Here is a 13,786-nt window from a genome sequence, read left to right as displayed (position 1 = left end):
AAGTTCCCCGGGCCGTTCATATTGGTCAGCCCGCGGCTTCCCTCGATAGCATCAGGAGGTGACTTCACAGGCTTCTGCAGCGTCCGCCAACTCGTGGCCCCGGCTCATCTCGTCCTTGATCAGCGGCAGGGACCTTACGGCGGACAACACCTCCTGGGCGATGGACACCATCATGTCCGGGGAGGCCACTCCGGCGCAGATAGCCGGTTTCCTGGTTGCCCTCAGTGCCAAGGGTGAAACCGTTGAGGAGCTTTCGGGCCTCGTGGACGCCATGCTGGCGCACGCCAACCCGGTGACGATTACCGGCGAAAAGCTGGACATCGTCGGCACCGGTGGTGACCAACTTAACACCGTTAATATTTCCACTATGGCGGCCCTCGTCGCTGCCGGTGCCGGTGCGAAGGTGGTCAAGCACGGCAACCGGGCTGCGTCGTCGTCGTCGGGATCAGCGGACGTTCTGGAGGCGCTCGGGGTCCGCCTCGACCTGTCCATCGAGCAGGTGGCACGCAATGCCGAAGAGGCGGGAATCACATTCTGCTTCGCCCAGGTCTTCCACCCGTCGTTCCGCCATACCGCGGTGCCGAGGCGGGAGCTGGCGATTCCCACGGCATTCAACTTCCTGGGCCCTCTCACCAACCCCGCGCAGGTGCAGGCCTCCGCCGTCGGGGTTGCCCATGCCCGGATGGCGCCGCTGGTCGCGGGGGTGCTCGCCCGCCGGGGGAGCCGGGGGCTTGTTTTCCGCGGAAATGACGGACTCGACGAGCTCACCACCACCGGCCCGTCCACGGTGTGGGAAATCCGCGGCGGTGCCGTGAACGAACTGACGTTTGCACCCCAGGACCTCGGAATCAGCCTGGCCACTGTGGAACAGCTGCGCGGCGGGGACGCGCAGGCGAATGCGGCCGTGGTGCGGGAAGTCCTGGCAGGCAAGGAAGGCCCCGCACGGGACGCGGTGCTGCTCAACGCCGCGGCCGGGCTCGTTGCCTTCGACCTTGCCGCGGAGGGACCGTTCCTGGACCGGATGCAAATGGCGTATGCCAGAGCCGCAGAATCCATCGATTCCGGTGCCGCAGCTGCAGTGCTCGACAAATGGGTGGCCCTGACCAGGGCCTAGGCCCCTATTGCTCGAAGCCGAGCGAGAACGCCGCGTCCAGGTCGTGCTGCGAGTAGGCGCGGAACGCGATGTGCGTGGTGGTATGAACCACGGCGGGAACCTTTGAGAGCTTGTCGGCGATGACATCTGCCAGGTCCTCATGCCTGCGGACCCGCGCAACGGCGATCAGATCCCATTCGCCCGTGACCGAATAGACCTCGCTGATCCCGTCGATCGCTGAGATCTCCTCCGCCGTCTCGGGAATACGCGAAGCGTCGGTCTTGATCAGAACGAATGCGGTGATCACGTTGAACCCCTCCGGATCAGTTGCGCCGCGGCAATGCCCGGCAGGCTTGTTAGTGCTGCCAGCCTATTACATCCGCGCGCTGCGCCTGCCCGGCCAGCCAAGTCCAAGGTTACGTTCTCCGGCGGCGGACACCGGCGATGACCAGGCGGTAGCCCACCAGGAGAACGCCAAGGCTCAGCAACGCCACAATAACGAAGGGGAGTACCACCGTCTGGCCGGTGACGGCCCGCAGCAGCATGCCTCCCACGAGGCTGCCCAGCCAGACCGCCAGGCCGCTCCTGCGTACCGACAGGGGATCGCGCCATGCCCGCGCCGCCAGCCATCCAGCTGCCGCCCCTGCCAGGAACGGCCATGCCGTGAGGAGCACGCCGGAGACCACATCCCCGCGCTGGTGGGCGTCACGTCCGACGGCGGCGAAGACCAGGATCAGCACGAGATCGGCTACAGCGGCTGCCGCCGCCACAGCGGTCAACGAAGGCTTGGCTGGCTTCAGATTCCGGGAACTCATGGATTCGACCTTAGCGTCCCGTTCCCGCAAGGGGCGATCCGGATTAGGCTCAAGCCGGAAGGGAGCAAACTATGCCGCGTCGTATCGGGACCTGCCTCTGGTTCGAGAACCAGGCGGAGGAGGCCGCAAAGTTCTACGTCAGCGTCTTCGACGAATCGAAGATCATTGATGTCTCGCGGTTTGGCGAGGGCGGCCCGGGAGCCGCGGGTGAGGCAATCGCCGTCGACTTTGAACTGGAAGGGCGCCCGTTTACGGCATTGAACGGGGCCCGCGGGTCCAGCTTCACCGAAGCCGTGTCCTTCGTGGTGGACTGCGAGGACCAGGCCGTGGTGGACCGGTACTGGACAGCGTTGACCGACGGCGGTTCGGAAAGCATGTGCGGCTGGCTGAAGGATCGGTACGGGGTGTCCTGGCAGGTGGTGCCTTCCGTGCTTCCATCGCTGATTGCCGGACCGGACCCGGAGGGCTCCCAGCGGGCAATGCAGGCCATGCTCGGGATGCGGAAACTGGATATCGCCGAACTGCAAAAGGCCTACGAAGGCTGATAGATCAGGGTTCCCGCCCGCCGCATGCCGTGTATACGTCTGCTGATTGCGCCGGCAGGGGAGGGGGAGGGGCATGGAAGTCCAGGCTACTTTGGAGGTTGCGTGAACAAGCCGCTCTGGATCTGCTGCCTGGTGGGTGCCGCCATTGGCATCACCCTCGGCCTCGCCGTCTTCGACAGCCCGGTTGTCGGTTTCGCCGTCGGCCTGGGACTTGGAGCCATCGTGGGTGCAGGAATCGGCACCAGACAGCCGTAACGGTGATTCGGATTGACCATGTGGCCTGCTGCCCGCAGCCGGGCTGCCTGTGTTCAAGTGGCGGCAGGCCACTGCGGGGCAGCCAGGAGGCGTTCCGGGAGAGCGGTGAATCCACGTTACTGGCATCCCTGCGGATCTAAGCCGGTCGTATTCTCTCGAGAGTCGGATGAGGAACAGAGCTGGGATAAAAGACCACGTGTGCGATAAGCGGTCAGCCGGTATCGTCTCGGAGTAGCAAGGACGGCTACTAGTGGAAGCGATCGACATGCGTGGAGTAGGGCCCTTTTCGCAACGGCAAAAGCTGATAATGACGATCGGGACGTCTAGCTTGACCGCGCTTGCGTTTATTACGTTTGTCGTGCACCTAGTCACAGGTAGCGGCGAATGGCCGTTTTATGGATTGTGTGTTGTAGCTGGAGTAACCATGGTCGTTTGGGTCCGAAAGGCTCCGACTACTGGTGCTCGAGGATGACCGGTCTCGGTTTGAGCCTGTTCGCGATTGGCGCTGTTGGTTTGTTGGCCAGCGTCGTTTATGCGCTCATCGATAAGCTGAAAACTGGGGTCCTGTTTCGGCGGAAGAAACTTCTACTCCCTGTGGCGTTCGGGTCGGGTGCGCTTGGTCTGGTCGGCATGCTGATCGTTTATTTCTCCCAACAGCCTTGAACGGATGAGGCAGGTGGTTCCCAAGCGGTTGCCTCAGGGTCTGGTTCTGAGGTTGACGTAGCGGGACCAGGCGTCGCCTGCCGCGTCTGCGTGGAGAAAGGCTACTTGGTGGCTGTATCCGAGTGCGTCCGCGACCAGTGGCGGTGGTGAGACTAAGAGGTGTTCGTCGAGGGCCGTGTTTCGTGCGCCCCGAAGGTCGATGCCCAAGCTTCGGAGCCTATCCATGATGCCGTTTGGGTGAAGTGGTTGTCCGGCCCGGGTCCCCGGGAAGAGCCAGGGGCTTTGTGCGTCTGATCCTGTTCTGAGATTGGGACGGCCTGCAAGGTGCTCTCGAAGCAAGTCGGCGAAGGGTTCGGGAATGGGCACTGGGTGCGGGCCGAAGGTGATCCGCATGTTCCCGGTGCTTTCATTGGTTTCGATAGCGTCGGTCCGGAGTTTTGCGACCCGAACGAGCGGCTGGGCATAGAGAAGCAGCAGGATGCCGGCGACTCGGTAGGGCAGGGACTCGCTGGTGCCGGTAAGCAGTTCCCGGAGCCAGGCCACGCGCTGGTCCTGGGTGATCGCGGGGCGGGTTTTGGCTGCGTAGTGGCCCATGTCCACTCGGTGGTTTTTGCCGGTGTTCTTGATGAAGACGATGAAGGTGCGGATGGCTTTTCTTGTCGTGGGACCGGTTGCGAGCCAGGTTTCGATGTCTTGCTGGGTGCAGCTCGCAGCCGTCCGCTGGTGGGTTTCCCAGAGCCAGTCCAGAAACTTTACGGTTTCGGTGATCTCTTGCTTGGCCGAGTGGACCGGGGCTTGGGCGCTCTTCTCCGGTGTTGTGATGGACCGGATGCGCCGGAGGTGATGCCAGGTGGCGAACTGTGCGACGGGTTTGGCGACCTCCTCGGGCAGGTGGCGGACCTTGTCGTCAATCCAAGTTTCGAACCGGGCCAGATACGGGTCTTGGTAGGGGAGGAGTCCATGATGAATGAACAGGGCGCGCAGGTGATTGGCTTCGCGGCTGGCTGACTTAGCCGCGGCATCGAGTCCTTCGTGCGTCAAGGGGGTTTCCCCGCTCGATAGAGAGCCGAGGAGTGCTTGGACTATGAGGGAGCGCTTCCACGTGATGATGCTCTCGGGCCGGTCCGCTTTGCAAAGGGCCTCGACGATTTTGCCGGCGGTGTCCGGGTCGACGGGGTGCATGAGCAGTAGTTCGTTGAGGTCCTCCCGGAGGGCGCAGCGGGCGCATATGCCGCGCCGGTAGAACTCGCCCTCCGTATTGCAACGGGTGCAGTGGAAGTCGTGGATGATGCCGGCGCAGGGCGCGCAGCGGGGCCCTCCGGCAGCCGCGGGAGGGCCTGGCAACAGTCGATGCTGGCCGCAGTCCGGGCAGGTCCCGTGGGTGCGGGTGGCGGTGGTAAAGCATGGGCCGCAGATTTTCCCTTCGGGCCAGGTGGCGCGGGTTTTACCGGCGGCCCGGCCGCAGCGTGCGCAGGTAGCAGTCCCGGTGGTGCGGGGCCGGCCGCGGCTGGTGTTGCGGGGGCTGAGACCTTCGGGTTTGTCAGTGATCATTGTCGATGATGCGTGCGCGCCGTGGTCTGACGGTGCGGTTTAGGTCGACGACGTTGGGGGCGCTGGTGCCGGTTTTGCGTCCGCGGACGTCGGCGGCCGTGACGGTGATGAGGTCCTCGGGTCCGCAGGAGAAGATGTCGCAGATCGCGGCGATGACCTGCAGTGCGACGCGTTCAGGTTTCTGGTTGACGAGCCGGTAGACCTGTGGTCGGGACAAGGTGATCCCGCGCTCGGCCAGCAGTGGGATGAGGTCGGTGGTGTTGTGAAGTCCCCGTGCCGCCATGAGCTCGGAGAGCCGCCACTTGTATTCAACTTCGCGTCTCACCATTGACCTCGCATCTGCACGCCCAGGACTTCATCCAGGGTGCGGTCCAGCGCAGCCCGGAGGGTCGTGTTGCGGAAGTCGTCGCTGACGAACTGGTAGATCCCGGTGGTGGAGGCGTGTTCGTGGCCCATCTGATGTTGCACGAATCTAGGATCCCATCCGTCCTCCAGCAGGTGCGTTGCATAGGAGCGCCGGAGCGAATGCAGGTCCAGGCCATCCATTGGCAGGCCCAGCTCGTCGAGGTAGCGCCGGAGCCGGCGCAGCAGGGTGGATTCACAAATTAGGCCACCGCGTTCGCTGGGGAACAGGTCCAGGGTGTCGAGCGTGCCTCGTCCGTTGGCGAGCCAGTCCTCGAGGACGCCTGCGGTCCAGTCGAAGACCGTCAAGACGCTGCGGGGTTTGTGCGGGGACCCCTTGCGGGATTTGCCGAACCGGACCTTGCAGACGCCTGCCTTGCCGAACCTTCGTGCTTGGGGGTTGGCCGCAAAGTCGATGGTTTGCAGGTGCCGGAGTTCGTTGAACCGCAAGCCGTACGAGTAGGCGACTTTCAGCATGACGGCGTCCCGGTAGGCTGCCTGCCAGCCTTTCTTGCCCGAGGCGGCGATGAGTTCGACCTGGTCGTCGGCGTGATCGAACAGCATCTGCAGTTCCGTCTTGGTGAAGGGCCGCTTGGAGGCGCGTCCTTCGTACTCCTGTGTGTGGGAGGCGGTGTTCCAGTCAAAGAAGACCTGGGACGGGTGTGTGCCGAAGCGCTGTTCGCAGACCTGGTCCCAGCCGTAGTCGGGGTTCGACACGTAGGACGTGAACCGGCGGAGCGTGGACTGGTAACCCCGGATAGTGGAGTGCGTCAGCTGGTGGATTGAGCGGAGGTCACCGAAATACTCCTCGACGTGCTCCGGTGCCCAGTTCCAAGGGAACTCGTTCACATGGTTGACGAACCTGCGGACACTTGCGATTCCCTTGTCGATCGTGTCGAACTGGAGGTTCCTGGAGAGCTGCTGGTTGCGCCACCCGGTCAGCATGTCCTCGAGCGTCTGTTCCTCGGGATGCAGCAGCTGCACCGCGCTCAGCTGCAGCACACGCCCGGACGCGTCGACCGCCATTCTCACCCCGCTTTTCCCTCGAAGTTGTGCTCAAATCCTGAATCAATGATTCATTAAATGCATCATCAGCACAAAACTGCAGGTCAGAGGCTTGTCATGACTGCTTAAAGGTTCAGCCGTGCAGCTGCCGGACAGCACCTGACCAGCTGCACATCAAAGCTTTCGCGTCGAATGTTCCGCGGAATCTCAAGGAAGTTAGAGATCTGCTCGCGCATCCGGGGGATCGGGACGATTGATTCATCTGATGCAATACGCAGAGTACTACTTGACATAATGTAGATTATCGGCGTTAGAGTGGGACGAGTAGAAGTAGATGAGAGAACTGGTCCCGCATAGTTTTTTGGTGTTTACGCAGGTCAAACGGCTCCATTGATGCCTCAGCGGCGACGGGCCTGAACGAGTCGCTACGCGCAATGGCGTGGGATAGCGGCCTAATCTCTCACTAAGTGAGAGATTTTTGCGTACAGTTGGATCAGTGAGCATCGAACCTGGGCGCATTCCGGCCTTTCTGACCAACGTCAATGTCGGGCTGCTGCGGGCCGAGGATCGAGTTTTCGAGGCGATGTTGGATGGCTGGCGTGCGCAGATGTTGGCGCGTGGCCTGTCGACGTCGTACATCAAGAGCTCGTGTGGAACGGTCCAAAAGTTTCAGGAGCACGCCAATGAGTATCCGTGGACGTGGTCGGCGCATCACGTAGATGAGTTCCTGGCTGACAGGCGCAGCTCTGAGAAAGGTCTGGCGTTATCAACCCTGAGGGCTAATTCCGGGGCGATCAGGGCGTTCTGCTCGTACCTGACGGACGGACGCTACGGCTGGGCGTCATTCTGCGAACGGATCTTTGCCGACATTCCGGTACAGGTGGTCTTCGAGTGGAACTCACCCCGACACACGACCGATGATGCCGTGCCGGCACGACGCCGGGCCTTCACGCGGACCGAACTGCAGACCTTCTTCGATGCCGCCGACGATCTGGTCGACACTGAGTTCGCCAAGGGTTCAAAGCGATGGCTTCCGGCGCTGAGGGACTCGACGGCGTTCAAGGTCGCTTACGCCTACGGGCTTCGCCGGCGTGAACTGGTGATGCTTGAGTACGTTGATTTCGGCCCTAACCCGCACGTTGAACAGTTTGGACGCTTCGGGGCGCTCCAAGTGCGCTGGGCAAAGGGCACCAAGGGTTCAGGGCCACGTCGCCGGACCGTGCTCACCGTCCCGGAATTCGACTGGGTGGTGGGGCTCCTTGAGTACTGGCTCTCCCCTGACGGCCGTAAACGATTCCCCACCGCTGACCGGTCAGCCAGCCTCTGGCCATCAGAGCGCTCCGGCTCCACTGTTTACCGCAACTTCGACCGCTCTTTCCAGCGGGTGAGGAAAATCGCCGGGCTCCCGGAAGAACTGACCCTGCACACGCTGAGGCACTCCTACGTGACGCATCTGATCGAGGCCGGTTACGACCCCTTGTTTATCCAGCAGCAGGTCGGGCACAGTTACTCCTCCACCACAGCCCTCTATACTTCCGTGTCGGCGGACTTCAAACAGAAGACCATCCAGAAAATGATCGCCCAGCGGCTGCGCAGCGGCGTCACTGATGAGGGGAACGGCCATGGCTGAACAGCGACGGATTGGCTACCGCTGGAACCTCCGGCAGCTGATGGCCCAACGCAACCTCTGGAAGACCACCGAGCTTCTCCCCCTGCTGAAATCCCGGGGTATCAATCTCTCCAACGCCCAGGTCCACCGGCTCGTCACCGGAACGCCGGAACGCATTCCAGCCCAGACCTTCGCGGCGCTCTGCGACATCCTGGAATGCACGCCCAACGACCTGTTCGAACCCTACGTGCAGATGCGCGCCGCGAAGACCGCCAACGCCCCGAAGAGGCCAGAGGATCTTGGGATCACCCCCGGCGCGCCGAGCGCGCGACGGATCCGCGTGCTGCCACCGGATGAAGATGCCTAGGCCGCGAAAAGCCGGCGACCCCATCAAATGGCCCGAAGCATGCGGGCGCTGCGGCGAACACCATCAAATCGCGGTCCGCTGGCCGGACGGCGGAATCTGCGGCTACTGCTACCAGCAGGCCAAAAGAACCCGAGGCACCTGCGCCTGCGGTCACGAGGGCGTCCTGCCCGGCCGCGTCGACACGCTGCCGGCATGCCGGAGCTGCTCCGGAGTCCAGCTCAACATCGACTGCATCGGATGCGGGAGCGAGGATGAACTCCACTCAGGGAACCGATGCTGGTCATGCATCCTCGCCGCTACCGTCGACAGGCTCCTCAGCCCACTGGACAATCAGACGCCCTCCCCCGCGCTTCAAGCAATCGCCACAGCCTTCAAGTCCATGAAACGGGCCAACAGTGGCCTGACCTGGATCCAGCAACCACACGTCACTGCCTTCCTCCAACAACTGTCGGCCGCGCCTGTGATCACACACGCACGTCTCGACGAACTGCCGGCCTCCCGCACCCGCGAATACGTCCGCGGCCTACTCGTTGAACACAACGCGCTGCCGCGCCGCGATGAGCTCAGCGCAAGGTTCGGTGAATGGTCCGACCAGGCACTCGAGCGGATCACCAGCCAGAACCATCGGGACATCATCCGGCGCTACATCCGCTGGCACCACCAACGCCGGATGAACCAGATGGACGAGGTCACCCAAGGCACCTTCCTGAGGGCCAAACAGTCAGTCACCGTGGCTATCGAACTGCTGAACTGGCTCACCGAACGCGACACTGAACTCGCAGAAGTGACCCAGGCGCACCTGGACCGATGGCAAGCAGAAGGCCCGACGACACGAGGCATTGCCTCATGCTTCCTCGACTGGGCAACCAGAACCAGCCTTATCGATCCCTCAGTGAAGCTGCAGCCCCACCGGCGCGGCACCAGCCCACGACTCGACGCCACCGCTCAGACCGAGCTCGTTGCCACCGTCAGCCACACGATCGACATGAACCCGAGGGACCGCGCCGCAGCCATCCTCATCCTGGTCTTCGGCCAGCAGGTCACCAACATCGTCCGACTGACCTGGGACAACGTCACCGTGACAGAGGACCTCGTCAGCATCACCTTCGGAACCGTCGAAATCGCACTCACATCACCGCTCGATGAGCCATGGCGCGAACTCGCAGCCACGCCAACCCACCACCAGACAGCAGCGCACCCCAACAGCAACTGGGTATTTCGCGGCGGCTCACCCGGCCAGCACATCCAAGCCTCAACCCTCACTCAACGGCTGAGCACTGACTTCAGCACCCGAGCGGCCAGGCTCGGAACCCTCCACGAACTCACCAAACTCGCCCCCGTTGCAATCATCGCCGAAGCCCTCGGCTACTCCCCGGCCACGATCGATCGCCACGCCATCGACTCATCAGCCAACTACGCCCAATACATCGCCTCGGCAGCGGCGACCAGGAAGGCACCGAGATGATCCGAATCTCCAAGCGATTCCAGGAAGCTGCGCAGAGAATCCTGGACGGTGACGAATCCAAGATCGCTGCTGCGGCGTTAGAAGGCGTCCTGCTCGATGAATATCTAGGCGAAGAAGACATGGAAAATCTACTCTTCGCTCTTTCCCTTTACGCCCCGGGCGACGGCCCTGAGTATTTTGACGGCCCTCAACTTCGTAGGACCCTTCAGGAAACACTCAGCAACGTCCACTTCCCCAGACCCAAAGAGCAGCCTTAACAGACAACGTGCCGAGAAAACGTCCGCATGAACGGGCCAACTCGTCCCACATCAACACGTCCCGCTGCCAGTCCGCGAATTGTCCCGGGATGGGTCTGGGCCTCTCGATCCTTAGTGCGCTGGAGCCGTGTAGCCACAAGCAATTCCGCAGGTCAGCGGCGCATGCCATTGTCTTAATGTGGGCCCTCGTTAAGAATGGGTCAATGACGGTCTATGTGCGATCACTTGAAACTGCGGTTCCCAAAACCATGCTGGTCCAGTCTGAAGCCCGTGACGTCTTCGCCGCCCAGCCAGGCCTCACGAGGCTGGGTTCGCGGCTGGTCAATACCTGCTTCGACTCGGCTGCCATCGATACCCGGTTCACAGCTGTTGAGGAACTGACCAACGACTTCCGCTCGGACGACCCGCAGTTCTACGACCCGTCCTCTGGCCTTCTCCTGAATCCGAGCACCAAGGTCCGCAACGAAATCTTCGCCCGTGAGGCCACCAAACTGTTCGTGGCAGCCGCCCGTGCAGCACTGGACGCCGCCTCGGAATTCGATTTAGTTGACATAACTCACCTCGTGACCGTCTCCTGTACGGGTTTCTTCAACCCCGGACCGGACTACAAGATCGTCCGTGAGCTTGGCCTGGATCCGGCGGTCCAGCGTTACCACCTCGGTTTCATGGGTTGTTATGCCGCCTTTCCCGCACTCCGCGCCGCGAAGCTCTTCTGTGAGGCTGACCCGAACGCCGTGGTCCTGGTGGTGTGCGCCGAACTGTGCTCGCTGCACGTGCGGACCTCGAACGACCCCGACACCATCATGGGCTCCGCATTGTTTGCTGACGGTGCGGCCGCCGCCGTGGTCACGGCCCGGCCGGATGCGGCGGAAAAGGCACTCCTGCGACTGGACCACTTCGAAACTGTGCTCACGCCGGTTGGCGAGGACTCCATGGCCTGGAACATCGGCGACAATGGCTTTGAAATGGTGCTCGGCAACTACGTCCCGCACATCATCGACGACCACATTGTGGGGGCACTGCAGCCCCTCCTGGCGCAGGAGCCTGAACTGGCAGCACTCCCCTACACGTCCATCCAGCACTGGGGCATCCATCCGGGCGGGCGCAGCATCCTGGACAAGGTCCAGTCCCGGCTCGGCCTGACCGACCCGCAACTGGTGCCGGCCCGCGAAGTCCTGCGGAACTACGGCAACATGAGCAGCGCCACCGTGCTCTTCGTCCTCAAACACATCTTGGAACAGGACGTTCAGCCCCAGGACGGTGCCGGCGGCGGGCGGATCTGCTCCATGGCATTCGGGCCCGGCCTCACCGTGGAGACGGCCCTGTTCACGAAACTGCGGCAGGCGCCGGCGGACACTGCGGCAGTCTCCGGCGGCCGGGCAGCGGAGATCCGGCAGCCGCTGGCGGCGGAAGCCCCGGTGGCCTGACCGGCGTGGATCTGCCGATGCGGAAACGTGACGCCACGGCTGTGGAGCTGATGGACCTGCCTGACTGCGACGCCCGCCGGCTGGACAACACCTACCGCCAGTTCGGCGTCGTGAACCGGGTCCTCGGCGGCTGGCGGCGGCTCTACCGGCGGGAGCTCCGTCCCTTGCTGGCGGTACAGCCGGTCCGGGTCCTGGATATTGGCTCCGGCGGCGGCGACCTTGCCGTCATGCTGGCCCGCTGGGCCCGGCGCGACGGCCTCAGCCTCTCCATCACGGGAATTGATCCCGACCCCCGTGCAGCATCCTTCGCGCAGAAGCGGCCTCCCGTACAGGGCGTCGAGTTCCGGCAGGCACACAGTGCGGACGAGGTGGTAGCCGGCCGGACATATGACGTGGTGATCTCCAACCACGTCCTCCATCACCTCCCCGCGGAGGAACTGCGAACCCTGCTGGCGCATTCGGAGGTCCTCGCCGGGACGAAGGTCCTGCACAACGACCTCCGCCGAAGCCCCGCAGCCTTCACCCTGTTCGGGATGGCAGCCCTCCCCTTTCGCGGCTCCTACATCCGCGTGGACGGGCTGACCTCCATCCGCCGGAGCTACACTCCTGCCGAACTTTCCGCGCTCGCTCCCCCGGGCTGGACAGTGGAACGCAGCGCCGCTTTCCACCAGGTCCTCACCTACCGCCAGGGGTAACCATGAAAGTGGATGTAGATGTGGTGGTGGTGGGCGGCGGTCCGGTAGGCCTGTACCTCGCGGCGGCGCTTCTCCAGCAGGGCATCAGCGTCCGGGTGCTTGAGCGCCGGCAGTCCCGTGACCTCCACTCGCGCGCCATCGGCATCCATCCCCCGGCGCTCGATGCCCTGGACGGCATCGGTGTTGCTTCCGCCCTGGTGCGCGAAGGCGTTCCGATCCGGACCGGAATGGCGGTCAGCCGCGGAAAAACACTGGGCGTCATGGCGTTCGACGGCGTTTCGGACACCTTCCCGTTCGTGCTGGCACTGCCCCAGTTCCGGACCGAGCAACTTCTGGAGACCCGCCTTCGCGCATTGGACAGCGGGGCGCTGGTACGGGGCGTGGAAGCCACCGGAGTGAACGACGACGGCGACCACGTCACCATCGAGGTGCAGCGGCCGCCGGGCACGCCGGCAGGAGCCACGTCCTTCAGCGCCTCGATGGTGGTGGCCGCAGACGGCGCCCGGTCCAGGTGGCGCGGCCTCCTGGGCGTTCCAGTACACAGGAAGACGTATCCGGACCACTACCTGATGGGGGATTTCGCCGATTCCGGCCGCCACGGGGACATGGCGGTCCTCTTCCTGGAGCGCGACGGAATTGTCGAGTCCTTTCCCCTGCCGGGCGGAATCCGGCGCTGGGTGGTCCGTCTCGGCCGACCGGCAGAAGATGCACGGGCCGTGGACCTCGCCGGGATCGTCGCGCAGCGCACCGGTATCCTGCCCGACGCCGGGACCAACAGCATGCTCAGCGCGTTCAGCGTGCGCTCCACCCTCGCGCTGAGAACGGCGGTGGGAAGGGTGGTGCTGCTGGGCGATGCCGCCCATGAAATCAGTCCCATCGGGGGCCAGGGCATGAATCTCGGCTGGCTGGACGCCCGGGCCCTGGTTCCGCTCCTCCTGGAATCCCTGGCAGGAAGGCGCACGGACACCGAATTCACGCGGTTCGAGGCGGACCGGCGCCGGGCTGCGCAGCTGGCCCGCCGGCAGTCGGAAATCAACATGCTGCTGGGACGCCCGCTGCCGTCGCCCCTGGTGCGCTTGCGGAATGCGGCCATCGGCGCCGCCGCCGCAACGCCGGCCGTGAACGCCTGGGTGGCGCGGCGGTTCACCATGCAGGAGGAGCGGCTCCACTCCGGCAACTCGTGCAGGCTTACCGGAAGTAGCAGTCGTAACTGTCCTGGCTGACGATCAGGCCGTCGCTGACTTCGAACACCGAGGACGTCCTCGCCCGAATGGTTTCCCCAGCATCCCAGTACCGGAGGTCCATCAGGACAGTGGCGGACCAGTCCGCTTCCACGGCCACCCTGCCCTCCTCGCACGTGGTGCGGCGGATGGTGAACTTCTGGTCCCGCACCACCGTGGAACTCTGGTCGGCGCCGGCGAGGACATCTGCCAGGGTCCGGGTGGCGCCCTCGGGAGCGAGCAAGTGCGGAGCCTCCACCAGAATGAATGACTCGGCAAGGAATGGCTTGATGCCCGCCGCTCCCCCGCCCGCTTCCAGCACCTTGAGGAAACCCAGGACGCAATCGAGCGGCGACGCGCCGGGCAGAGACGAAATGGCCATGACATCGACAGTAGCCCAGCCCCGCTGCCCAGTAG

The 13,786-nt window shown here is 63.7% G+C and carries 17 protein-coding genes; 11 read left to right on the top strand and 6 right to left on the bottom strand.

Annotated elements, in window-relative coordinates; all coding sequences use genetic code 11:
* Positions 1-58 precede the first annotated feature (58 nt).
* Complete coding sequence (trpD, locus tag ACJJV6_RS17670; RefSeq protein WP_035753549.1) at positions 59-1,114, top strand: anthranilate phosphoribosyltransferase; 1,056 nt, start codon at positions 59-61, stop codon at positions 1,112-1,114.
* Positions 1,115-1,118: 4 nt separating this feature from the next.
* Here trpD and ACJJV6_RS17665 read toward each other — a convergent pair whose 3' ends face one another.
* Positions 1,119-1,400, bottom strand: coding sequence for an Lrp/AsnC family transcriptional regulator (locus ACJJV6_RS17665; protein WP_009359036.1), 282 nt, complete (start codon positions 1,398-1,400; stop codon positions 1,119-1,121).
* Between the two features lie 109 nt (positions 1,401-1,509).
* Complete coding sequence (locus ACJJV6_RS17660; RefSeq protein WP_009359037.1) at positions 1,510-1,908, bottom strand: DUF3054 domain-containing protein; 399 nt, start codon at positions 1,906-1,908, stop codon at positions 1,510-1,512.
* Between the two features lie 71 nt (positions 1,909-1,979).
* On the opposite strand from ACJJV6_RS17660, the gene ACJJV6_RS17655 reads away from it, so the two are divergent.
* The 3 genes from ACJJV6_RS17655 (at position 1,980) to ACJJV6_RS17645 (ending at position 3,371) form a co-directional block, all read left to right on the top strand.
* Positions 1,980-2,453, top strand: coding sequence for a VOC family protein (locus ACJJV6_RS17655; RefSeq protein ID WP_009359038.1), 474 nt, complete (start codon positions 1,980-1,982; stop codon positions 2,451-2,453).
* 102 nt (positions 2,454-2,555) lie between these two features.
* Entirely contained in the window at positions 2,556-2,708 is a 153-nt protein-coding gene (locus ACJJV6_RS17650) for a hypothetical protein (RefSeq protein WP_009359039.1), read from the top strand.
* A gap of 468 nt (positions 2,709-3,176) precedes the next feature.
* Entirely contained in the window at positions 3,177-3,371 is a 195-nt protein-coding gene (locus tag ACJJV6_RS17645; RefSeq protein ID WP_009359040.1) for a hypothetical protein, read from the top strand.
* A 33-nt stretch (positions 3,372-3,404) separates the two neighbouring features.
* Here ACJJV6_RS17645 and ACJJV6_RS17640 read toward each other — a convergent pair whose 3' ends face one another.
* From ACJJV6_RS17640 to ACJJV6_RS17630, 3 genes are all read right to left on the bottom strand, one after another.
* Complete coding sequence (locus ACJJV6_RS17640; RefSeq protein WP_009359041.1) at positions 3,405-4,553, bottom strand: hypothetical protein; 1,149 nt, start codon at positions 4,551-4,553, stop codon at positions 3,405-3,407.
* 358 nt (positions 4,554-4,911) lie between these two features.
* Positions 4,912-5,250 carry a helix-turn-helix transcriptional regulator gene (locus tag ACJJV6_RS17635; RefSeq protein ID WP_235047031.1) on the bottom strand — a complete coding sequence of 113 codons (339 nt, stop codon included), beginning with the start codon at positions 5,248-5,250 and terminating at the stop codon, positions 4,912-4,914.
* Positions 5,244-6,350 carry a site-specific integrase gene (locus tag ACJJV6_RS17630; protein ID WP_009359043.1) on the bottom strand — a complete coding sequence of 369 codons (1,107 nt, stop codon included), beginning with the start codon at positions 6,348-6,350 and terminating at the stop codon, positions 5,244-5,246. Before ACJJV6_RS17630 ends, ACJJV6_RS17635 begins: the two co-directional genes overlap by 7 nt.
* Positions 6,351-6,825: 475 nt before the next feature.
* Between ACJJV6_RS17630 and ACJJV6_RS17625 the strand changes: the two genes are divergently transcribed.
* The 7 genes from ACJJV6_RS17625 (at position 6,826) to ACJJV6_RS17595 (ending at position 13,372) form a co-directional block, all read left to right on the top strand.
* A complete protein-coding gene (locus ACJJV6_RS17625) occupies positions 6,826-7,959 on the top strand; it encodes a site-specific integrase (RefSeq protein ID WP_009359445.1) in 1,134 nt (377 codons plus the stop codon).
* Positions 7,952-8,305, top strand: a complete 354-nt coding sequence (locus ACJJV6_RS17620; RefSeq protein ID WP_009359444.1) for a helix-turn-helix transcriptional regulator — start codon at positions 7,952-7,954, stop codon at positions 8,303-8,305. The genes ACJJV6_RS17625 and ACJJV6_RS17620 overlap by 8 nt, the downstream gene beginning before the upstream one ends.
* Before the next feature lie 460 nt (positions 8,306-8,765).
* On the top strand, positions 8,766-9,770 hold the full coding sequence (locus tag ACJJV6_RS17615; RefSeq protein WP_354176861.1) for a hypothetical protein: 1,005 nt from the start codon (positions 8,766-8,768) through the stop codon (positions 9,768-9,770).
* Positions 9,767-10,027 carry a hypothetical protein gene (locus ACJJV6_RS17610; protein WP_035753857.1) on the top strand — a complete coding sequence of 87 codons (261 nt, stop codon included), beginning with the start codon at positions 9,767-9,769 and terminating at the stop codon, positions 10,025-10,027. The genes ACJJV6_RS17615 and ACJJV6_RS17610 overlap by 4 nt, the downstream gene beginning before the upstream one ends.
* Positions 10,028-10,230: 203 nt before the next feature.
* Positions 10,231-11,454, top strand: a complete 1,224-nt coding sequence (locus ACJJV6_RS17605; RefSeq protein ID WP_009359442.1) for a type III polyketide synthase — start codon at positions 10,231-10,233, stop codon at positions 11,452-11,454.
* 17 nt (positions 11,455-11,471) lie between these two features.
* Positions 11,472-12,149, top strand: coding sequence for a class I SAM-dependent methyltransferase (locus ACJJV6_RS17600; RefSeq protein ID WP_009359441.1), 678 nt, complete (start codon positions 11,472-11,474; stop codon positions 12,147-12,149).
* Positions 12,150-12,151: 2 nt separating this feature from the next.
* A complete protein-coding gene (locus ACJJV6_RS17595; RefSeq protein ID WP_354176864.1) occupies positions 12,152-13,372 on the top strand; it encodes an NAD(P)/FAD-dependent oxidoreductase in 1,221 nt (406 codons plus the stop codon).
* On the opposite strand, the gene ACJJV6_RS17590 is transcribed toward ACJJV6_RS17595, so the two are convergent.
* Positions 13,338-13,751, bottom strand: a complete 414-nt coding sequence (locus tag ACJJV6_RS17590) for a nuclear transport factor 2 family protein (RefSeq protein ID WP_009359438.1) — start codon at positions 13,749-13,751, stop codon at positions 13,338-13,340. The genes ACJJV6_RS17595 and ACJJV6_RS17590 overlap by 35 nt on opposite strands.
* Between the last annotated feature and the right edge of the window lie 35 nt (positions 13,752-13,786).

This window comes from Arthrobacter nitrophenolicus, assembly GCF_045833485.1.
Taxonomy (GTDB): Bacteria; Actinomycetota; Actinomycetes; order Actinomycetales; family Micrococcaceae; genus Arthrobacter; species Arthrobacter nitrophenolicus.
This window is presented reverse-complemented; position numbering and strand designations above follow the sequence as displayed.

What these genes read in the sequence shown, in the direction of transcription:
- ACJJV6_RS17660 (WP_009359037.1), bottom strand. Translation starts at nt 1,908, where the DNA reads ATGAGTTCCCGGAATCTGAAGCCAGCCAAGCCTTCGTTGACCGCTGTG.
- ACJJV6_RS17655 (WP_009359038.1), top strand. Translation starts at nt 1,980, where the DNA reads ATGCCGCGTCGTATCGGGACCTGCCTCTGGTTCGAGAACCAGGCGGAG.
- ACJJV6_RS17645 (WP_009359040.1), top strand. Translation starts at nt 3,177, where the DNA reads ATGACCGGTCTCGGTTTGAGCCTGTTCGCGATTGGCGCTGTTGGTTTG.
- ACJJV6_RS17640 (WP_009359041.1), bottom strand. Translation starts at nt 4,553, where the DNA reads ATGCACCCCGTCGACCCGGACACCGCCGGCAAAATCGTCGAGGCCCTT.
- ACJJV6_RS17635 (WP_235047031.1), bottom strand. Translation starts at nt 5,250, where the DNA reads ATGGTGAGACGCGAAGTTGAATACAAGTGGCGGCTCTCCGAGCTCATG.
- ACJJV6_RS17630 (WP_009359043.1), bottom strand. Translation starts at nt 6,350, where the DNA reads ATGGCGGTCGACGCGTCCGGGCGTGTGCTGCAGCTGAGCGCGGTGCAG.
- ACJJV6_RS17620 (WP_009359444.1), top strand. Translation starts at nt 7,952, where the DNA reads ATGGCTGAACAGCGACGGATTGGCTACCGCTGGAACCTCCGGCAGCTG.
- ACJJV6_RS17610 (WP_035753857.1), top strand. Translation starts at nt 9,767, where the DNA reads ATGATCCGAATCTCCAAGCGATTCCAGGAAGCTGCGCAGAGAATCCTG.
- ACJJV6_RS17605 (WP_009359442.1), top strand. Translation starts at nt 10,231, where the DNA reads ATGACGGTCTATGTGCGATCACTTGAAACTGCGGTTCCCAAAACCATG.
- ACJJV6_RS17600 (WP_009359441.1), top strand. Translation starts at nt 11,472, where the DNA reads ATGCGGAAACGTGACGCCACGGCTGTGGAGCTGATGGACCTGCCTGAC.
- ACJJV6_RS17595 (WP_354176864.1), top strand. Translation starts at nt 12,152, where the DNA reads ATGAAAGTGGATGTAGATGTGGTGGTGGTGGGCGGCGGTCCGGTAGGC.
- ACJJV6_RS17590 (WP_009359438.1), bottom strand. Translation starts at nt 13,751, where the DNA reads ATGGCCATTTCGTCTCTGCCCGGCGCGTCGCCGCTCGATTGCGTCCTG.